We start from the raw sequence: 19,664 nt of genomic DNA, 5'->3' as shown, positions 1-19,664 counted from the left end.
ATCCGAAGTTTAGTAACAGTCCGCCTGCCACCCAGAGCTACAAGGTACGGCCCATCTTCCTAATTACCCGACTAGCCATCATTCAGTTGTCGCATTGTTCAGCGGCCCGCGGTTGCCGAAAAGTTTATCGGGAGGAAAGGCGAGATCTGAGTTTGGAGTTCGCCAGAGCTGAAGATTCGCTTGTTTCCGAACCGCGAAATCTAGGTGGAGTCCAACTTCCATTCCATCATGTGCCTGCCTTACCCGATTTCCGTCCAATTGGATCTCAAGTACCCGTCCCCAGCGCGTCGTTTTCGCACCAGGCATCACTATGCAGTCACCTTCTGAAACCGATGACTCCAGAGACGGAATTACAACAACTCTGTTACTTCTGAAGTATTCAGTCGGGACGCCCAGAGAAACCGTTTCGCCGTTCTTGATCGATATATCCAAAAGCGGTCCGGCAAGACTAGCTACGAGACCCAACGAAATAGCATCTATGAAATCAACCTTAGCTAGCAGCCGTTCGTACGACTGAATCTCGTCAGGGATTGCCCGGTGCGCGACCTCGTTCCGGCGTTCTACTAGATCGTCCAATTCGGCCTTAAGAACCCCCATGAGCGTACTCTCGGTAACATTGTTAGTACGAGAGCTCCAGCTCGCAACCGCATCGGAGTTTCGAATCTTGTTCTGAAGATCCGGAACCGCCCATTGGAAGAGTTCCGGGAGCGAGTCCCAACGAAGGTTCGAATTGTGAAGCGCTATTAGCTCAAGCCTCAGGTCGAAGGTTGGGGTTGCCTCGTCGAGGCATGATGCGAGACTCTTGGCTACGTCGAACTCGGTAATCTCCCGATACCTTCCGACACCCAGACTCTGACTTAATAGAGCCGAGGCATTGCGGACATACCGGCGACGCAGGCTAGACATCTGCTCGGTAGACAAGTTGCTGGGGTCGGCTAGCAACATCTCACTGAATCGAAACGCCAGTCGTTCAGCGAAGTTTTCGAAGGACGAGTAGAGGGCAGAGATGCATGCGATGTAGGCAAATCTTCGCTGGTCAGGAGTTTGGTGTTCTTCCGAGCCGCTCTTGAGGAACCGGCGAATCCGATCAAGATCGGCCGCCAGTGTACTGTATTGCAGCATCATATGAGGTCGACCGATCTAACTAGCGATAGCGGCAAGCGCGGTACTCAATGCGTCGATTGCGTACCTGTTGCGCCGATGCGCATCCGCCGTATTGGTCTTACGTCCACCGAAGGCCGCAGCGTCGTTGTCATACATTTGACTGATTGCGGACCGGACAACCTCTGCATTACGCAACAGTGACGCCCTTTGCTCTCGACTCAATGCCGAGCTTGCGTACATTAGGGCGTCGTAGGCGATCTTGCTGAAATGGCGCTTGCTTCCCTGGACCTGAAATGCCGTTGCACCACCGATTGCGTACCAGAATTGAATGTTTTCTTGGAATAGCCGTCGATAACCATCCAAGGTCGTCGAATCAAAACTGTTTCCTCTCACCAGGAACTCATCCAAGAAATCTGATATGCGATTTAGTCCCTGTGAGAATTTAGCAAGGTGTCGATAGGCGTAGAATCGGAGGACGATCTCAACGTCTTCCATCGATTCAAACATCTTACGCCCCATATTTGTAACCACGACGCCCTCTGGATCTTGCTCAGATGCCGACGCCTCTGCATCATCCGGGTCTTCATCATTACCCGGGCTAGCAGGTGCTTCAACAACGTCGAGCGGAGTACCTAGCATTGCGCGCAGTTCTCTAGTGCGCGACAACTCCAGGCAGAGATCATTTAGCGGGCCGTTGTAGACCGCATTGCGGGTTTCCTGACCGGTAAGGCGTACGCCGCCAGAATTCAGCCTCTCGAACACCAATTTCTTGAGAAATGCGGCCTGCTCCTCAGTCGCAGCCGTCTCATTCAAAAGAATGATCGACGAAAGATACCTTCGATCGATTCCGTCGCGAATTGAGCTCGGTAGCGTATCATGAGTTCGACCGTTAAGCTCCGGCCAGTATTGGAGATCCGTCAGCACAAGAGAGTTGCTGTAGAAATCCATCAATGCCGTCAGGCGTTGACGGCCGTCCATTACCTCAAAGCGAGCCAGTTCGTATTCATAGAGAAAAACTGGAGGAACCGGGACATTCATCAGGAATGATTCGATTAGCCTAGACTTCCGGCCATCGTCCCATCGATGACGGCGCTGGTATTCAGGATCCCTTTTGTACTTGGCTTCTTTTTCGCCTGAAGCTGTCATAAAGGTATCTGTGAACATGGCATGGATTTGGTTCAAAGGGTAGCGCGCCTGCTCAACAACGATACGAACACCCTCCTGGACGTATCGATTGTTCAGCTCTGCATCGCTAAGGCGCGGCGATTCCTTCTGCCCTAGCTCGTCGATAGTCTCGCCCGGTAGCAGGGAGACCTCTAGCTTCATCTGGCTATCCCTAGAACCCGCCATCGTTCCTGTCCATCAGTATCGATACGTTAGCGCTGCTATCACGTGATCAAGATGGTGACCCGATTAGCTCCGCAATCACATCGATTTCATCTATTGCGGAGCCAGCTTTGCCGAACTGCTCTGCCTGCCGTGCGCGTTTGGGTGAAGTGCCGGCTGGCCGAACTTCCTTGACGGTCCATCCGGCGCCTGCTTGCCGTATGGAGTTTAGAACCAAGCGCTCCGGGTCCGTACGAGCCGAGGGCAGAGCGCCGAAGCGAATTGCTAGTCGAGCGCCTTGGTAACAACGCCGGGCCGTAGCATCCCACACATCGGCTAGCGCCTGAATGAACGCTTCTTGGTTCGGCTGGCGAGCGATTTGTCCAGAGCTGCTATAGGGAACCTCTGGGGGGCCACCCAGGAACCACGAACGCAGCCACTGATCAGCTACGTATGTGCGCATGCCGTAGTAGGGCGGAGATGTGACTACCAGGTCGAATTTTCGGCCAAGTCCCCGAAGGGTTTCGACGGAGTCGCCGAGGTACACTCGGCCGCCTTGAGCAAGCGGCGCCGATTTCAATAGACGGTCGACGCGCCGCGCAATGACGTCCAACGCAGGGATGCGTACTGGCTCCATGCCCCGCGCTTTCCAAAACTTCACTGCATATGCAGGTTTTGATGCATAAGTTCGCGGCATTTGGTTTGAGAGGTAAGAGGGAAGTCGCTTATTGCGTGGACCATGCAGAACGCCTAGCAGAACGGCACGTAGCATCGCGGCCGTCGGAGTATTTAGGGCTAGAAGCTTCTCGCGCAATGTCACGATTTCGCGCAACGTTTCGCCCTCGTAACACCATTGCCAAAACTCACCCTCAGGCACCTCGCCCTGAAAACCGCTACTGAGGATCTGTCGTGCCAGCCGAACTACTGCAGCGGGAGTGACTTGAGTTAGCTTTGCTTGTGCGATCGCAACCGCAACCGGGTTAATGTCGATCCCCACAGAAGGCAAACCCGCGAGGCGTGCAGCATAAAGCGTAGTACCCCTTCCGCAGAACGGGTCTAGAATGCGAGTGGCATCTGGCTTAGCTGAGAGCTGCTGGAGCGGGAAATCCAGCGGAAACATCGTGTAGTAGGGGCAAATAGCATTCAGTCGGAGCGCATCCTCCGGCCAGGTCTGGGTAGCAGCTACCGCCATCGCCTTCACGGGCGTGATCATACAGGGATGCCTCGTGATCGCGCTGATTCGCTGGTCTTTAGATCGCCTCTGGCCGGGTGCTCCCGCTCCGGAATGATCGTCTTGGTCACATCCGCCGGCTCGGTACATAGAGGCTAAGGTGTCACCCCCAGGAAGATGCTGGGATGGCGGTGGATCCAGATCCCGGCCATCACCTCCTCAAACATGGCGTGGTGGTAGCTGTTGCCGCTATGTAGCACGACCGAAAGCGGACACCTGCGCCCGTCACAGGCCAGACGGAGCTTGCTCGTAAGCCCGCGCCGGCACCCGGCCCGATGAAGTGATCATCTACATTGGCGTGCCGACGCACGAACCGGCTCCCATGTGATCGCGAGCCGACGGCGAGGCCCAGCGGCGTGCTGGTAAGCGCGCATGACGGAGGAGCCCACCGACACCTGCTGGTCCCACTCGTCGGTCGCCTCGGCGCCTCCCGCACCAGCATCGCCAGTCTTCCGTTGCGGGACCCCCGCCAGAGGCGCTTGGTAGCCGACCTCCACTGCCCCTACCGCTTGGACAGATGCCGCCGGGCCACCCCGGCGGTTGCCTTGGACGACATCTCGTTGGCCATGCAGCGGGCATGCACCCGCGGGCGCCCGTTCGCACGCAAGACCGACAGCAACCGCTCGGTGACCCCCTGCTCATAGGTCAGTTCCTGCCTGCTCACCGCGAAAAACGATCAAGCCAGATAGCCAACGCCGTTGAGGAGAGGCCTTTTAGAACCCCACGGTCCGCGGCGACGAAGAAGCTCGGCCATTAACAGTCGTTTTGTCCGTATTGGCGGCGGCGAGGCCCGGATGTCGGTGGCCTAGCGTACGATTCGGTCCAGCCTCGGCGAAAGGAGTGTCCTCATGGACATCTGCTACTTCAACGGCTGCAATCGTCAGGTTTCTGCTCGTGAACTTTGTAGCGGACACTACCAGCAGTGGAGCGCCGGAAAGAGATTAGTGCCACTTAGAAGATCCAAATCACATGCGAGGCGTTGTGGATTTCCAGACTGCGAAAGGGACCACTACGGAAATGGATACTGCCAGTTTCACTACCGGCAGGACTATGAAGGGCGAATGCTAACTCCGGCACCCACCAGGAGAGTGCGACCGATTCAGCCAGATCAGCGATACGGGGATACCGGCTTGCGCCTGTGTTCTAGGTGTAATGTTTTTCTTTCGATCGATTCGTTTGGGATAAATAGGGCAACCCCCGACGGTCGCCATTACGCCTGCAGAGAATGTCAAACGCTTCTAAGATTCAACATTAATCGACTGCAATACGAGACGATGTGGAGAAAACAGGGAGGCAAATGCAAGATTTGCGGCAACGTTTGTCCAGCGCACGGGGACCGGCTGGCGGTTGATCACGATCATGCCTGTTGTCAAGAAGATCGATCATGTGGAAGATGTATCAGAGGTCTTCTTTGCATGCCATGCAACACCGCAATCGGCATGCTGAAAGACGACCCGTTTCAGATACTAAGAGCAGCAGAGTATCTACTGGAGTCCAAAACAATCCCGGCCGGAAAGGTAAGGCGCAAGATGAAGGCTCCCCTCGTGATGAAACTCCTGAGAGACGCCAGCGGTGCATAAGATGCTTAATTTTGATCGTGCACTCTGTCAAGTGGGATATCATTCCGCTCGATGTTGAGGTTATGTCTCGACCAGCACCGGGTTTCCCTGACCAGTCTGCTGTCTTGTCCCCTCACGGACTTGCGCGTTGATGGCAGGCGGGCAGGTGTACTCCCAGAGGGTGGGCACGATGGCGCAGAGGACGACGTCTACGAAGCTATTGGCCGACGCGGCGAGCTCCGGAACGTCGGCGCGGCCTGTACGAGCGCGCGCCGGGCTGACAGCAACAGCAGGCACCACCCGCACACGTCGGCACACGTCGGCCACCGTCTGACCTCGGCATGAGCGCCGCGAGCAGGGGTGATGTCACTCCTGAAAAGCGGACGGTCATCGGTTGAGGTTCAAGGCGGTCGCCGTGGATCGCTGGGCTCTGCCCGGGCAGAGGGCTCCCGCTGCCGCGCGGCTTCCGGTGCTCGGGCCGTAGCCGGCCCTGCGCTCCGGGTCCGCTTGCCACCGGATGCCGGGCTTCTCGCCGCGCGGCGACTGCTAACGCGTCTGCTAACAACGACTCTGGATGACCGTGGACGGACCTGGGCAGTGCGGGCGTCCGGCAGCAGGTCAGCGGACGTTTGTGGACGGTCATGGACGTCTTCGATCTTGCTACGGATCAGAAGGTTGGGGGTTCGAATCCCTCCGGCTGCGCAGGTCAAGGGCCTACTCCGGTTATGGAGTAGGCCCTTTTTGACGACAACGGACCCGCTGATGACGACCGCAGTGTCGTCCGACGGCTTGTGGGTGCCTCTTCGCGGGGGGCAGTGAGTGTGCATGCGGTCCCAGGCCAGAGAGGCCTTGGGCGGTTCTGCTGTGGATCGCGCTCGCGACCATGGCGAGTGAGTGGTTGCCGTAGCGGCACCGTGAAGAGGTCCGGCGGAGCGGGCGTCCGCGTCATGCTCCGAACGGCCGTGGGCGAACCGAGTGGACCGCTCCGGCGAAGTTGCAGACCAGGGCCTCCACCCGACCTGGGGCGATCCAGAGACTGCTCGCCGACCCGCACACGGTGACGATCACTTACACCACCACGCGGGACGTCACCGAGGGCACGGACGACACGGCATAGAGAGGACGGTCTGGCGGCTCAGGTCACCAGCTGATCCTCGTCATTCTTGAGCATGCGGCGACGTTCCTGTTCGCGCTTGGAATAGGCGGCTGCCCGGATCGCCTCGTCGCTCTCCAAGCCTGATCCCAGCGCGCCGCCCACTGTGGCGACCGAAGCGACGAACCAGGCCAGCGTCCAGTATTCCGTGGCGTGGAGCGGGGCTCGTGTCATGCGGGCGAACACTTGGCCGTTGAGGATGAAGAGCGCCCACACCAAGTTGATGACCATCAGACCCGCGTAGCAGACGAGCACCCCGATGCCCACCGTCAGGACCGTTGACGCGTTGTAAAGGGCTGCCCGCTTCCTCGCCTCCGGCGAGTCCTCCGAGGCTCGATGCCACAGATGCGCGTCCACGATCAGCCAGCCGATCAAGAGGGCGATAGACCCGATCGTGGCGATCACGAGGCGTGGCGTGGCCAGGGACGCGGCCAGACTCCATAGAGTGGAGTTCACTGTGGCGATTGCTCCGGTGGCGAGTGCGGCCGCCAGCGCCTTCGAGAGTCCTGGGACCAACCGCCACGGCCGGTTGGCGCGGACCATACCGCCGAGCACCCTCAGGTAACCGCGTGGCCCGCTGACGACGTATCGCAGATCAGAGGTCTCTTCCTTGCCGATCGGGGCCGGATGAACAGGCGCAAGGCGACCGGTGAAGCGTCCCAGCGACCGACGGTGAGGAGGTTGCTCGGCCTCAGCTCGCGCACCCGCCAGGCTGAGTACAGCCTCTTCAACCGCCCGGCGGGCCCTCCTCTGAAAGCGCAGGCCACCCAGTGAGGGAAGGGACAGCAGCGCCAGGCCGTGCTCATGGCTCAGATCCACGACGAGCTTGCGTCCCTGTGAGTGCAACGGAAGGTCGGTGAGCGCCACGACGATGTCCCAATTCTCCGCGCGCCCGCGGTCCATGATCCGGCGCGTCAGCGTGGGCAGATCCTCGGTCCCTGCGGTGAAGGGCTCACTGACCACCTCGAAGTCGAACCGTCGCTGCTGGCCGGCCTTGTCCGCGAGCCGAGCAGGCAGTACCCGGGCCATGCGCTGCGCGATCTCTGTAGGCGCGTCCGGATCCGCTAGGAGAGCCACAACCGTAACGCTTTGCGACGACTCACCCATGACGGCCCTTCTCGTCGGCGACCCCGGCGTTCAGCACTGCCCAGAATGTCCCCGATATAACGTGGCTCCCGGGCACCACCGTGGGAGCCACCCGGGGCGAACGATCTTGCTCCGGAGCGGACCAGCCTGAACAGTCGGTTCGGCGTTCGCCCAGCGTACGGACGGATCCGAACGGCCTCGGAGATCATTTGGGTGCCGTGTCGTTCCCGGCGGTTCTGGGTGGATTGCCGCCAGAGTCCGGTTGCGCGTCACTCATCGCGACGCGCCGGACCTCTACCTCACGGCCGCCGATCTGAGGACCAGAGCGACGAGACCCTGACCACCGCGTCTAGGATCTTCCTCGCGCTCATGAAGCACGATGCGAGCGCTCGGGCACTGCTCCTCGCGATGCCCGACGTCTTCCCGTGGGTGCGCCACCTGAACACCGAAGAGGTTCGTGCCTTCACCGTGGAACTTGTCGACGCGTTGTCCGACGCCGCCGAACTCGAGCTCGATACCAACGCGCACGAGGTCATCGTCCGATGGCGCGCCATGGCACGGATCAAGGCAGATCAGGAGCGGTACGAGGAAGCGCTGAGACCGACCGACGGCGACTTCGGCCCGGTCGAGGTCACGCCGTGAGTCCCAAACGGGGCGACAGGGTCACTGTCCCGCCGGTTGACGGCGGTCGACGTTGGCGCAGCACCGGGAAATACTCGCACTGTCCGGTTGGCTTTTTGTTGTGCAAGTTCCCGTGCAACCAGTAAGTATGTATCTTCCTTAACGGGTCTTACCCGCTACTCCCCGTCGTCCCGCAACAGTGACATATCCCGTCTGCGCAGTAACATGGCGACATCAGTGGCGGACGTTCGTAGTTCTTGCAGGGTACGTGGTTGTCAGGCCGCAGCTTGCTCGCGACAACCAAATTTTTTGGACCAGCGCCACCAATATAACTGTCTCCGCACGTAATTTTGCTTACTGCGTCGACTCCTGTCGTAGAAATAATCGTCAGACACGCCAACGAGATGGCAGCCCGCGACCACAGGATTGGAGCGTTCGGCATGGCGCTAATCAACACACACACATCCCTCCGGCGCAGTAGCAGGGCGACGCAAATGGAAGATCATGCAGCGGAACGGTATTCCGCCGTTCATCAGTGTCGGGCCACGAGTCGCTGCCGTCACTCGGCTGAGCGCTCGCCGTACTAACGGCGGCAAGATGACCGTACGTATACGTCGTCTGAGTTGTGGAGGCCGCTCTTACGGTGCCGCAAAGAGTCAGAGATGCCAACGGCACCGCAACCAGCCACCTGAAGGCGTGCACTTTTTTCATGGCACTCACTATTCTCCACCCCGGTCCGAGCGATCACCGTTGAACCGGAGAATTTGCCGCTTTTGAAGGCGGCGACGTGAGCCCTCCTAATTGCAGAACGAGCGGGGCGCCGACATGCATCGCGTTATAGTTTCAGGTAAATAAGCTTTAGCTCGACGCCGGCTAAGGCTGAACGGCTAATGGCATCCAAGACTGCTCACTCGTCGTTTAATACTACGCTGGTGGGCGTCTTGGCTGTATGTCAAGTCCGAGGCGAAAGTTTTACTTGTACCACCGTGGGCAGTAGTCCGGCTCACGGACGGCTGCCAGGCCCGCCCCCTGGAAGTCCGCCGCGACGGCGGGACACAGGTCCTGGATCAGCGGCCGTGATGTCGTCCCAAGGTGACATGGCAAAAGTCAACTGTCGGGCGACAACGTTTACCCGGCGGTTAGTTAAGTTAAGGCTGTTACCGGAGGGGCCGCCGGGCCCTGGTGGGATGTTGAGTCTTGTCGGCTCGGCCAACGCTAACTGTAGGTCGTTGTCTACGGGACCAGGGCTGATAGACAACTAAAGACGTTGTACAACTAGCTGAGCTAATCGAGTGCAGATAGCGCTCACACGATCTTCTCTCAGGATGAACTAGGTCGCAGCTCGGTGCCGGCTGGCACGCCCCTACATCGCAGCGGCTCGCCGCCCTGGTGCGCGGCGAGTGGTCGATCGAGAACCGCGACCATTATGTGAGGGACGTGTCCGCTCACCATCCTCGCGTCTCACGCAGTGAGAATGCGGTCAGCCCTGGGGTAGGACGCCGATTCTCGGACCATCGAGGGTAATGGCGCATTCACGTTTCGGCAAATTTCCGGTTTGCAGGGTTTCGGGTTTCGTGCGAGTGGAGACGTCCTACTGGCGAAGTCCTGCGGTGCGATACGGGACGCCGCTCGGCATGTTCACGCTTCAGAAAAATTTGTGCCTGAACCTCACATATGGCCAAGAGGTCTACCAGCGCACGATACGTCAACGACGAGTGGACGTGGATGGCCAACTGGCCTCCGTACAATGATGGTGTTCCCATGGCAGCCGGCCTGCCGCCATCGAACGTGACCGCCCGTCGTCAGGGTTCATGTTGCGGCCAACGGCCACCGCACGAGTTTCGGCTCAGACAACAGCCGGGTGATCACGCGGTGGGCGTCCTTGTTCTCCGGCGCCACCAGCAAGATTAACATTATGGCTGGCGTAGATAGGCGCTAGTTCCCGGGGCAGCACCTTTCGACAGGCAAAATCTGGAGCCTGGTCTTGACAAATCCGTACGCCGCTGAGAAGCGTGATAAGGAGAGTCAAATCACGGCGCTGAAGGGGGCGGGCATCGCGAGCCGAAAACTTCAAGTGATTTGGACTACCTTCGGCTAGCCGACCCTTGCCGCGACCGCCCGCAAGTAATCGAGTCGTTGCCGCTGCAGGCTCAACCAAGATCTACGGCTCGATCACGAGAGAGGAAAATGCTATGTCCAAGAAAAACGCACGGCTGGCTGGGCTGGCTGCCGCCTCTATCGTCGCGGTGGCTGGTCCGGCGATATCCGGTGGGAACGCGTTCGCGAGTGTCAGCATCCAGCCCTCGTCTCACCAGTTCATGCCCGGCTTGTACGCCCAGGGCGAAGGCGAGGCCGCAGAGGCCCCGCAGGCAGTAGAGGCGCCTCCGGCACAAGAGGAGCCCCCGGCACAAGAGGCTCCGGCGCAAGAGGCTCCTGCGCAAGAGGCTCCTGCGCAAGAGGCGCCTCCGGCACAAGAGGCTCCTGCGCAAGAGGCTCCTGCGCAAGAGGCGCCTCCGGCACAAGAGGCTCCTGCGCAAGAGGCGCCCCCGGCGCAAGAGGCTCCTGCGCAAGAGGCACCTCCGGCACAAGAGGCTCCTGCGCAAGAGGCGCCCCCGGCACAAGAGGCTCCTGCACAAGAGGCACCTCCGGCACAAGAGGCACCTCCGGCACAAGAGGCGCCCCCGGCAGCAGAGCGCCCGGCGATGGCGGAGCGCCCGGAGGCAAGAGAGGCCGCTGAGGCCGCAGAACGCCGAGGGATGACAGAGCGCCGCGAGCGCAGAGAGGCCGCTGAGGCGGCGGAGCGCCTAGGGGTGGCACAGCGCCGCGAGCGCAGAGAGGCCGCTGAGGCGGCAGAGCGCCTAGGGGTGGCACAGCGCCGCGAGGCTAGAGAGGCCGCAGAAGCCACAGAGCGCAGAGGCGTGGTAGAGCGTAGAGAGGCCAGAGAGCGGCTGGAGGCGACAGAGCGCAGAGCGGCCGCAGAGCGCAGGGCCACCAGAGAGGTGCCGGAGCGCAGGATCGTCCGAGAGGTACCGGAGCGCACGATCGTCCGAGAGGTACCGCGCACGCGCAGGATCGTGAGAGAGACCGTGGAGCGTAGAACCTTCCGAGAGGTACCGCGCACGCGCAGGATCGTCAGAGAGACGGTGGAGCGTAGAACCTTCCGAGAGGTACCGCGCACGCGCAGGACGGTCAGAGAGACAAGAGTGTTCAGAGGAGCACCGCGTACCATCACGCAGCGGACGCGGGTTACGAGGATCTTTTACGTGGGTCGTTCGTGACCAGTGAGAAACGACAGGAACGGGTCAGTCTCAGTATCTGGGTCCGGCCCGTTCTCTCTATGTCCACACAGGTCATCGGCCAGTGCAGGTGACCACGTACGTTGACGGCCGCGACGACCGAGATCGCCGACGCCCACCACGCCGTCATCGTCTACACACGCTCCCGCATGCACCGCAACACCATCGACGCGGCCATCACCGAACGCGACCTCCGCGCCGACGACGCGGTGCTCATATCGGTCACCGACTACACCGAAGACACCCCGATCGGCGACCTCGTCGGCACTGTCCTCGACGCGGTGAACGAGTAACAATCACGCGCTTCCGGCGCGGACATCGCCTTCAAGATGGGCCAGAAGGTCATCAACGGTGGCTCCATAGGCTCGAGCCAACCGGATACCTCAACGTCCGGGAGAAGCCCGGCGAGCGCGTGGGCTCGCTCTCCCGTACGTTCCGGTGCAACCAGGTTTGCCCCAGTCTGCCCCGTGGAGATCCCTCCACCAGGGAGCCCTGATACGCCCCCGCCCGATTCGGCTATTTCCCTTGAGCATCCCTGGTCGATACGCGGCGAGGCACTGCGGCAGCCGCAGATCCAACCGGAGTAGTGCAGCCGCGCAAGGCCGGGCTATCCGGCTTTGCGCTTGTCGAACTCGGCCGCGACTGCGTGGATGGAGCCCCGGCCCTCGAGCTCGACGCTCTTTCCGTCGGCCATGCTGATCGTGACCGGCTGCCAGCTCTTGCCGCCCTCGACCTTGATGGATGCGATGAGCTCCAGCGGAATCCGGCCGAGGTGCTCGCCGACCCGATTGAGCATCGGGTCGGCAGCCCACACGTGCAGGGCACTGTCGCTGACACCGAAGACGACGGCGGCATCGAGCGGAATGTCGGTCTGTTCGGTCATCTTCTTCGCCGCCGCGCGAGCGGCGGGCCTGGCGATCAGGTAGTTACCGAGCGGCGAAAGCATCCGCGCGGGGCTGAGCGCGGTGTCGACTCTGGCGTACGCGGCAGCGACGATCTTTTCGTCGCTGAGCTGCTCGGTCAAAGCGGCGGCCAGTTCAGCGTCTTTTGCGTGCATCAATACTGCCCTTCAGTCCGAGTTCGGGGTACAGGCCATCCCGCCGGGTGATTGGTGTGCGTCCAAGTGAGCGCGCGAACGCCCCCGCAGCAGTCCGCGCGCACAGGTCATTGCTGGTGGTCGCCGGGGTGGTGGTACGGCACCGGGCCTCCGCCGTCGCGGTACTACAGCGCGCCGTGCAGAGCACGCATCCCAGAGCTCCCTCGTGATCGCCCATACCGCCAGCTTCGCGGCAGCGGGCACCTCACACGATCGGTGATCCGGTCATTCCCATGTCCACCGAACGGCGGACAAGCCGCCAACCGAGCCCGCGCCCGTCGCTGCCACCGTCGATCGTCACCGAAATCGTGTGGTCGGCGCGTCGCCCGGGCACATGCCACTGATCAGCTGGACTGGTCCAAGGCGGTGGTCGACAGCTCACACGTGCGGGCGCTGAAGGCTGCCCAAAACCGGTCCGAGGCCGGTCGACCGCGCCGAACCAGGCTCGAAAACACCTTGATCTGCGACGGGAACGGTATCCCGCTCGCGGTGACGTTGACTGCGGGCACCGCAATGACGTCATCCAGCCCATGCCCTTGGTCGATGCGCGCGGCAAGGTCGGGGGTCCACGACGGCGCCCGGACCGCCTGTATGCCGACCGGGGCTATGACCACGACGAATACCGGCGCCCGGTCTGGGGCATCCGTCGTATCTCCAGACAGCTTCGCGTGTCACCAAGGACCTCTCACGGGCACGCAAGGGACGTCTCGTCCTGGCGCCGGCCAAGCCCTGCACGGCTTGGAGACTCATGGTGAGCGAGATCTTGGAACGCGGGCCGTGCTTCCATGGGTTTGTGGAGGGTGCCCGAGGCGGCCGAGCCGTCGAGGTCGGGCTCAGCCTATGGAGCCGATATAGCGGGTGACGCTGACCCGGAAGTGCCCGGTGGCCCCCAACCGCCATGGCGCGTCATAGACGATCAGCCAGGAGTCCTCACCCAGTTGGTACACGTCCCTGCGCCCCACCTTGCGCCCGGCGGTCTCGGGCTGGTGCTGGAAGGCGATGTTCTGGCCGGTGGCCCTCGCCTCGGCCAGGTCGCCGCCAACCGGTTGTATCAGCGAGATGTGCCACGCCCCGTTGTGGCGCTTCTTTTCCTCCACGATCACGGCATACGGCGGAGCGGATTGGTGCGGGCCAGCATTCTGGGGCGTTCCGGGATGCATCTGACCATGGTGCCCGGCCTTGGCGTGGTGGGTCGTTATTCGCACGCTTCGTTCCTCCGGCTGCGCGGGTTGTCGGGGACGGACGTCGCCGTCGCGCCTCCCAATCGCGGTGCCAGGCCGTGGTCTCTTCGTCTAGGAACCGCGGTCTCGTCCAATGTCCTGGTCGTCGACGTGCTGCGGGGCGTCCAGGGCCTGGCCGCCGGTGCCACGGTCTCCGCCGGCTCGGCTGTGCTGGCGCACGCCACCTCGGGCGCGCGGCGAGTTCGCGTGTTCGGGTTGCTCGGCGCCAGTTTCGGTGGCGGCACCGCCGCCGGTCCTCTTGTCGCCGGCGCGCTCGCTCCACTGGGATGGCGGTCGATCTTCGTGGTGATCGCACTCGGAGCCGCCATAGCCTTCGTCGCTTCCCGGTACGCGCAGGAGTCGAGCGACCCGTCCACGCCTCGCCCAGACCTGCCCGGCATGGCCTGCTTCGGCGGCGCGCTGCTACTGCTGTCCCTGGGCTTCGTCAACAGCGGAACCGCCGGCTGGCTGGACCCATGGACCGTCGCGGCATTCGCCGGCACGATCGTGCTGCTCGGCGCTTTCGTCGCGGTCGAGCTCCGCAGCAGCCATCCGATGTTCGACGTCCGCGTGTTCCGTTGTCCCGCGTTCACCGCGCTGCTGTGCATGCCGTTCTCGGGGACGTTCGGCTTGGCCGCGTTGAACGTCTTCCTTCCCGTGTTCCTGCAGAGCGGCGGCGCCGGCCCGTGGCGCGCCGCAGTCGAGCTGACACCATTCGAGATCCCGGTACCGCTGGCTCGCTGGTCGCAGGTCCGGGCCTGATCGCCGCGGGAAGTTCCGGGCTCGTCGTGATGGATCGCGGCACCTCGACGTGGGTGTGCGCACTGCCGCTCCTGCTCTTCGGCGTTGGCGTGACCCTAAGTGCGCGCGGGAAAACGGTAACCCGCCCATCACCGAGCGCACCCTCGGACTTCCCGGCGCACGGGTGGATAAAATGAAGTTGATCAATGGGGAGAAAGCGTTTCAGGAACGGCACGTCGCTGAGCGGCATTTACTCCCCGGTGATGCCAGGGAGAAAAGTGAAAATGGTTTCCATTCGCACGCTCGTCGGCGTGGCCCTCGCCGTCGCGCTCGTGGCTGGGGGCGCCGCGGTCGCGGCTACGCAACGGGGTCGAGCGCCGCGCAACTCGCATGCCGCGACGATCTCTTCACCCCCACCTGGCGCGGGCGGTTCCTCGTCCGTGGCGACGTCACCTTCACCGACGCCGGTTGACGCCTACCGGCTGAAGCTCAAGGGGCAATACCAGCAGACGAGTTACTACTGCGAACCGGCGTCCGCCGCGATGAGCCTCGCGACGTTCGGGGTCAAAGTCGACCAGAACACGCTCGCCAGAAAGATGAAAACGAGATCGACGGGTACGAAGATCTCAGACGTGGAGACGGTCATGGACAGCTATCTCTACAAGCGTCATTACAATGACACTGTGGTCGGCGATGTGTTCGACGCCCCTGAGATCCTGATGACAAAAGTCTCCTATGACGTCGGCATCCTGCGGCGCGCGCCGATCCTCCAGGTCTGGTCGAAGCGGCTGCCCTGGGACCGGAGGGCCGGCAAGGGCGAGGAGCATGCGATCGTCGCATACGGTTATCAGATCTCCAAGGGCACCATCACCGTATTCGATCCGTGGGGGCCGACCGGCGGCACCCACACGATTTCGGCCAAGGCCCTTGCGACGTCCTTTGCAGACCGCGCCGCAATGCACTACTTCGAGCGACTTTGATCCTCGACGCGTACCGAGTAAGCGTCGAAGCGGCTGTTCTCGGTGCGTGCCCGCGCCTGACGACAACCGTGCGCCGCCGTCCCTGCTGAACGCGTCTTAGGTCGCGTCGGGTGCCTTCTGGACTGGGTGGACCGATATGTCCCGGGCTTCCGGCAGCCAATCGGTGGCTTCCCTTCCAAGCTGGACCGCGGCGGCCAGCACCTTCTCTCCGTCGAGATGGCGCATACCGTCGGCATCGGTTTCATCCTGCAAGAGCGCGCCCGTGACGGGAACGGAGACGTAGCACTCTTCCGTAGTGGTGCGCTGCAAACGGACCGAGATGGAGTAGGTGTTCATAATCCTCGCTTCTAAAAATACGTCCGGCTCTGCGGACGGATGCATGATCTGCGGTAGCTCGTGCCAGGCAAGGACATTCTGGCTGATCGGGCGCGCGGTAGTTCGCGAGTCCGGATGGCGTGGTGCTCCCGCGCTCTCCGAGATACCGGTGGCTGACCGGGTCGAAGATCAGCGAAGCTTCAGGTCTCGCGGCGCACATGTACTCCAGCTCGTTCATCCATCTCCGTGCTGGTGAGCCCAGCAGCACGTCGCGCTGCCCTTCAAGACGGGGGCATATCGCTCGTTATTGGCCTTATGTCGCCGATCGCTTTCCGCACCGAAGAACTTCGGCTCTGGATCAGCCTCTGTGGACCACTGGCCGGCGGGTCTCCGTCCGGACCCGTCCCGCGAGCCGGCGGCATCGCCGGTCACGCCGGCTGATCGCCCTCGAAGCGCACGCCGTCCTCGTCATACCGCCAGCAGCCGGAGTGCACCTCCGACCGCCAGGTCTCCGGTGCTCGGTGGGCCCGCATCACCCACTCCCGAAGCTCCTGCAGACCTTGGGAACGCAGCGACGAACGCACGGCCACCCGATCGACGGAACGGACCGGGCGGACGTGGACATGGACGCCGACCGCGCTCGGGTGGTAGCCCTCAGCACCGAGGTTGAAGGACCGGGAGGGAACCCACCGCACTGCCAGCACCACATCCGAACCTGGCCCCTCGTCGAAGCGGGGCGGCTTCACCAAAGCGTGTGCCTCTCCCAACCCCTCGATCAGGTCGGTGAGAGTGACCGGCCACGACTGACCAGGACGCAGACGGCGGTTACGCGACGACATGCCGCCCATCATCCCTTCCGTGCCAACCGCCGACAGCGACGAAAACGGTGCCAGTCTCGGTGAGGAACGCGGTGAGCACTCGGAGGACGCGCCACCCTTTCGTCATGCCGAACCGGGCCGAGAACCGTACGACGGCGAGGACCTCATCGATCGTGGCGCCGGAGTGAGGGTCGAGGCCCCAGATGGCCTCGGCTGTCCGGTGACCTCAGGGGCGGTCAGGTCCGCCGTCAGAAGGCCGTGGACGGGACGGCGACGAGCTTGATGAGGAAACGGTCGAGCTGTTCCTCCAGCGGTGGCCATGGCAGGTCCGGCTGGTTGACGCGCATTGATACGGCGCCGTGGACGGCGGCCCTCAGGTCGAGTGCCACCATCGCGGCGTCGCCGGCCGGGGCGAGCCCGGCGTCCATGCATTGCTGAACCGCGGCGGTGGTGCGCTCGGTCAGTTCCTGTTTGAAGTCCATGGCACGCCGCTGGTTGAGGGTGCTCTCGTGGAGCACTTTGTACAGGCCCGGGTGGCGCCGTACCCAGACGCCGAGCAGGTGGATCCGGGCGCGCAGCTTGGCGACGGGGTCGGTGGATGTGGACTCGGCCCGGTCGACGGCCTGGACGAGGTCTTGGTGAAAGCGCTGCAGGGCGGCGAGGACGAGCGCGTCCCGGTCCTCGAAGTGGATGTAGACGGACGTCGCGGCGATACCGACCTCGCGCGCGACGGCGCGCAGTGACAGCGCCTGGTCGTCGCCGAGCTCGTCGAGCATCCGGAGCGCCGCGGAAATGATGTCCTCGCGCAGCCGTTCGCCCTGGCCGCGGGGGTTGCGGCCGCGGGCGCCGCGTCGAGCGGGAGTGGTCGAGTCCATGGAGACGTATTGTATCCAAACAGCAGTATCGCTACAGTCGTAGCGCAACAGCTGTCAACTAAAGAAGGAGCCGGCCATGGACACCACCTCTGCCGTCCGTCCGAGCGGATCGGGTCGTCCTGCGGATACGCAGCTTGAACGCAACAAGCGGAACGTCCTGGCCTTCTATGAGGCCGCCATCAACGGCAAGGACTTCGCCGCGGCTTCCAGGCTCATCGGCGACCGCTACGTACAACACAACCCCTCGATCGCTGATGGCTCCGAGGGCCTCGAACGCCGCATCGAATTCATGAAGAAGGAATTCCCTGAGCTGCGGGCCGAGATCAAGAACATCTTCGCGGAAGGCGACTTCGTCATCGGGCACGTCCACGGGGTTCGTGTGCCCGGAGAACGCGGCACGGCCATCGTCGACATCTTCCGGCTCGATGGGAACGGAATGCTCATCGAGCACTGGGACGTGATGCAGGACATCCCGGAGGAAGCCGCGAACGAGAACGGCATGCTCTAGCGCGAGAAAGCAGCAGTCACTTCCCCGCATGAGGTATGCGATGTCGATAGGTCGGCAGTGGGTGATCACCATCTACGCGCTCGGCTACGGCGGCCTGTTGCTCGTGGGCGGCCGGCTGTCGGACCTGGTCGGCCGCAGGCGGAGCCTGATGTCGGGCTGACCGGGTTCGCCCTGGCGTCCGCGCTCGGCGGAGCCGCCTTGGACCCCGCGATGCTGTTCACCGCACGGGCTTTTCAGGGTGTCTTCGGCGCGCTGCTGACCCCCTCCGTCCTGGCGACGCTCGCCGCCACCTTTCCCATGCCCGCCGAGCGCGGCAAGGCGTTCGGGATCTACGGCACCGTCATGGGCAGTTCCTCCGGCCTGGGAGTCGTGCTCGGGGGAGTGCTCACCGACTACCTGGACTGGCGCTGGTGCATGTACGTGAGCCTGCCGATCGCCGCGGTGGCTGCGGCAGGAACGTTCTACGCGGTCCGTCCCGTGTCGCGCGCGGCGGGGGTGCGCGTCGACATCGCCGGAGCGCTGCTGGCCACCACCGGCCTGATGGCACTGGTCCTCGGTTTCGCCCGGGCCGAGACGGACGGCTGGAGCGCGGCGATCACCATCGGGTCACTGGCCGCGGGCGTACTGGTGCTGGCCGTTTTCGTCGTCGTGCAGAAGCGGATCGCCTGGCCGTTGCTGCCCTTGCGAGTGGTCCTCGACCGCCGTCGCGGCGGGTCCTATCTAGCGGTGCTCAGCCTGGCCGTCGGGATGTTCGCCACGCTGTTCTTCCTCACCTTCTACCTGCAGAACGTGCTCGGCTATTCGCCGGTCAGGGCGGGAATCGCCTTCTTGCCCCTCACCGCCGGGCTGATGGTGGGGGTCCGGATCGTCAGCCCGCTCCTGATGCGAGCACAAGTGCGGTCGCTGCTGTGTCCGGGGCTGCTGACCATCGCGGCGGGTCTGGCACTGCTCGGCCTCGTACCCGTCCACGGCGGCTACTGGCCGCACGTCTTCCCCGTCTTTCTCCTGGTCGGCCTCGGCACCGGATGGGTTCTGGTCACCGCCAACAGCACCGCGACCATCGGCGCCGGCGTCGACACCGCCGTGGCCAACCCAGGTGCTGTACTGACAGATCGGGAATGCCGGTCTGGTACATTCCGCTGCGATGCGATGGCGGGACGGTAATGGCGGCAAATGGCGGCTCCGGCAGCGTCGCCTGGCCTGGTCGGCGAAGGTGCCCCTCGAGGCGGCCTCCGACATGATTCCCGGTGGCCTCGGTGATGATCCGATCTCTTTCATCATCGGCCTGCCGGGTTTGGCCATCTTCCTCATCGTGCTGGCCTTGTGGCTGGTGGAGTTCGTTCTGCGCCTGCTCCTCACTCCGGTGGCCATGGTGTTGCGGCTGCTCGGCGCGATCCCCTACCGGCTGGAGCTGCTCCACAACGGACGTCATGTCGAGACCTACCGGGCGACCGGCCTTTCCGCGCTGTGGAGGGAACGCAAGCGGCTGGCCGCCGGCGGGGCCTACCGGGGGTAGCACGCGGGTGTAGCCGGTCAACGTCGCCGACGCGCTTGTAGGCCCCTCGCGATCACGCGGGGGGCCTTTCGACGTTCGGGGGGTCGCTTGGTGGAACGTCGTCTCGTCGGTTCCTCTACCTAGCACCACCATCGACCGGGGTCTGGACCTCCTGTGCCGATCGCCGGCAGGCCGCAAGCTGATCACAGGTCGCCGCTCATGCCGAGGCCTGATCAACCC

Annotated in this window: 19 protein-coding genes and 1 pseudogene; 10 read left to right on the top strand and 10 right to left on the bottom strand. The window is 62.8% G+C overall.

All coding sequences use genetic code 11. The features are described 5' to 3' along the window. Positions 1-78: 78 nt before the first annotated feature. The 4 genes from ACQEV1_RS52070 to ACQEV1_RS52055 all read right to left on the bottom strand — a co-directional run bounded on the left by ACQEV1_RS52070 (position 79) and on the right by ACQEV1_RS52055 (position 4,325). Positions 79-1,125 (bottom strand): HEPN domain-containing protein, encoded by a 1,047-nt coding sequence (locus ACQEV1_RS52070; protein WP_433405702.1) that lies wholly within the window; start codon positions 1,123-1,125, stop codon positions 79-81. A gap of 15 nt (positions 1,126-1,140) precedes the next feature. Continuing rightward, positions 1,141-2,430, bottom strand: coding sequence for a DUF262 domain-containing protein (locus ACQEV1_RS52065; protein WP_433405700.1), 1,290 nt, complete (start codon positions 2,428-2,430; stop codon positions 1,141-1,143). 70 nt (positions 2,431-2,500) lie between these two features. Next, complete coding sequence (locus ACQEV1_RS52060; protein ID WP_433406167.1) at positions 2,501-3,622, bottom strand: DNA methyltransferase; 1,122 nt, start codon at positions 3,620-3,622, stop codon at positions 2,501-2,503. A 541-nt stretch (positions 3,623-4,163) separates the two neighbouring features. Next, complete coding sequence (locus ACQEV1_RS52055) at positions 4,164-4,325, bottom strand: hypothetical protein (RefSeq protein WP_433405698.1); 162 nt, start codon at positions 4,323-4,325, stop codon at positions 4,164-4,166. 184 nt (positions 4,326-4,509) lie between these two features. On the opposite strand from ACQEV1_RS52055, the gene ACQEV1_RS52050 reads away from it, so the two are divergent. Then, on the top strand, positions 4,510-5,241 hold the full coding sequence (locus tag ACQEV1_RS52050; RefSeq protein ID WP_433405696.1) for an endonuclease VII domain-containing protein: 732 nt from the start codon (positions 4,510-4,512) through the stop codon (positions 5,239-5,241). Positions 5,242-6,355: 1,114 nt separating this feature from the next. Here the strand turns inward: ACQEV1_RS52050 and ACQEV1_RS52045 are convergent. Then, the gene (locus tag ACQEV1_RS52045) at positions 6,356-7,480 is read right to left on the bottom strand and encodes a hypothetical protein (RefSeq protein ID WP_433405694.1); all 1,125 of its coding nucleotides are present in this window, start codon (positions 7,478-7,480) and stop codon (positions 6,356-6,358) included. Between the two features lie 387 nt (positions 7,481-7,867). Here ACQEV1_RS52045 and ACQEV1_RS52040 point away from each other — a divergent pair, with 387 nt between their 5' ends. From ACQEV1_RS52040 to ACQEV1_RS52030, 3 genes are all read left to right on the top strand, one after another. Beyond that, positions 7,868-8,101 carry a hypothetical protein gene (locus ACQEV1_RS52040; protein WP_433405692.1) on the top strand — a complete coding sequence of 78 codons (234 nt, stop codon included), beginning with the start codon at positions 7,868-7,870 and terminating at the stop codon, positions 8,099-8,101. Between the two features lie 2,681 nt (positions 8,102-10,782). Then, positions 10,783-11,358 carry a hypothetical protein gene (locus tag ACQEV1_RS52035; protein WP_285629375.1) on the top strand — a complete coding sequence of 192 codons (576 nt, stop codon included), beginning with the start codon at positions 10,783-10,785 and terminating at the stop codon, positions 11,356-11,358. 101 nt (positions 11,359-11,459) lie between these two features. Beyond that, a complete protein-coding gene (locus ACQEV1_RS52030; protein WP_285629376.1) occupies positions 11,460-11,669 on the top strand; it encodes a recombinase family protein in 210 nt (69 codons plus the stop codon). 314 nt (positions 11,670-11,983) lie between these two features. Here the strand turns inward: ACQEV1_RS52030 and ACQEV1_RS52025 are convergent, their stop codons facing one another. Then, positions 11,984-12,433, bottom strand: coding sequence for a hypothetical protein (locus ACQEV1_RS52025; RefSeq protein WP_433405689.1), 450 nt, complete (start codon positions 12,431-12,433; stop codon positions 11,984-11,986). Between the two features lie 408 nt (positions 12,434-12,841). Here ACQEV1_RS52025 and ACQEV1_RS52020 point away from each other — a divergent pair. After that, a pseudogene (locus ACQEV1_RS52020) lies at positions 12,842-13,101 on the top strand (transposase); the annotation flags it as partial. A gap of 204 nt (positions 13,102-13,305) precedes the next feature. Here the strand turns inward: ACQEV1_RS52020 and ACQEV1_RS52015 are convergent. Then, positions 13,306-13,569, bottom strand: a complete 264-nt coding sequence (locus ACQEV1_RS52015; protein WP_285629378.1) for a hypothetical protein — start codon at positions 13,567-13,569, stop codon at positions 13,306-13,308. Positions 13,570-13,626: 57 nt separating this feature from the next. Between ACQEV1_RS52015 and ACQEV1_RS52010 the strand changes: the two genes are divergently transcribed. Both ACQEV1_RS52010 and ACQEV1_RS52005 read left to right on the top strand, forming a co-directional pair. Beyond that, positions 13,627-14,454, top strand: coding sequence for an MFS transporter (locus tag ACQEV1_RS52010; RefSeq protein WP_433405687.1), 828 nt, complete (start codon positions 13,627-13,629; stop codon positions 14,452-14,454). 185 nt (positions 14,455-14,639) lie between these two features. Next, the gene (locus ACQEV1_RS52005; RefSeq protein WP_433405685.1) at positions 14,640-15,413 is read left to right on the top strand and encodes a C39 family peptidase; all 774 of its coding nucleotides are present in this window, start codon (positions 14,640-14,642) and stop codon (positions 15,411-15,413) included. Positions 15,414-15,509: 96 nt separating this feature from the next. On the opposite strand, the gene ACQEV1_RS52000 is transcribed toward ACQEV1_RS52005, so the two are convergent. From ACQEV1_RS52000 to ACQEV1_RS51990, 3 genes are all read right to left on the bottom strand, one after another. Continuing rightward, positions 15,510-15,749 carry a hypothetical protein gene (locus tag ACQEV1_RS52000; RefSeq protein WP_433405684.1) on the bottom strand — a complete coding sequence of 80 codons (240 nt, stop codon included), beginning with the start codon at positions 15,747-15,749 and terminating at the stop codon, positions 15,510-15,512. Positions 15,750-16,156: 407 nt separating this feature from the next. Then, entirely contained in the window at positions 16,157-16,567 is a 411-nt protein-coding gene (locus tag ACQEV1_RS51995; RefSeq protein ID WP_433405682.1) for a hypothetical protein, read from the bottom strand. Between the two features lie 227 nt (positions 16,568-16,794). Beyond that, positions 16,795-17,421, bottom strand: a complete 627-nt coding sequence (locus ACQEV1_RS51990; protein ID WP_433405680.1) for a TetR/AcrR family transcriptional regulator — start codon at positions 17,419-17,421, stop codon at positions 16,795-16,797. 76 nt (positions 17,422-17,497) lie between these two features. Here ACQEV1_RS51990 and ACQEV1_RS51985 point away from each other — a divergent pair, with 76 nt between their 5' ends. The 3 genes from ACQEV1_RS51985 to ACQEV1_RS51975 all read left to right on the top strand — a co-directional run bounded on the left by ACQEV1_RS51985 (position 17,498) and on the right by ACQEV1_RS51975 (position 19,445). Further along, complete coding sequence (locus tag ACQEV1_RS51985; RefSeq protein ID WP_433405678.1) at positions 17,498-17,929, top strand: nuclear transport factor 2 family protein; 432 nt, start codon at positions 17,498-17,500, stop codon at positions 17,927-17,929. 198 nt (positions 17,930-18,127) lie between these two features. Continuing rightward, complete coding sequence (locus ACQEV1_RS51980) at positions 18,128-19,093, top strand: MFS transporter (protein ID WP_433405676.1); 966 nt, start codon at positions 18,128-18,130, stop codon at positions 19,091-19,093. After that, the gene (locus ACQEV1_RS51975; protein WP_433405674.1) at positions 19,074-19,445 is read left to right on the top strand and encodes a hypothetical protein; all 372 of its coding nucleotides are present in this window, start codon (positions 19,074-19,076) and stop codon (positions 19,443-19,445) included. Before ACQEV1_RS51980 ends, ACQEV1_RS51975 begins: the two co-directional genes overlap by 20 nt. The last annotated feature ends 219 nt before the right edge of the window (positions 19,446-19,664 follow it).

Source organism: Actinoallomurus sp. CA-142502 (assembly GCF_050936355.1).
GTDB classification, from domain to species: Bacteria; Actinomycetota; Actinomycetes; order Streptosporangiales; family Streptosporangiaceae; genus Actinoallomurus; species Actinoallomurus iriomotensis.
The sequence above is the reverse complement of the archived record's forward strand: the minus strand, read 5'-3'. Positions and strand labels throughout refer to the sequence as shown.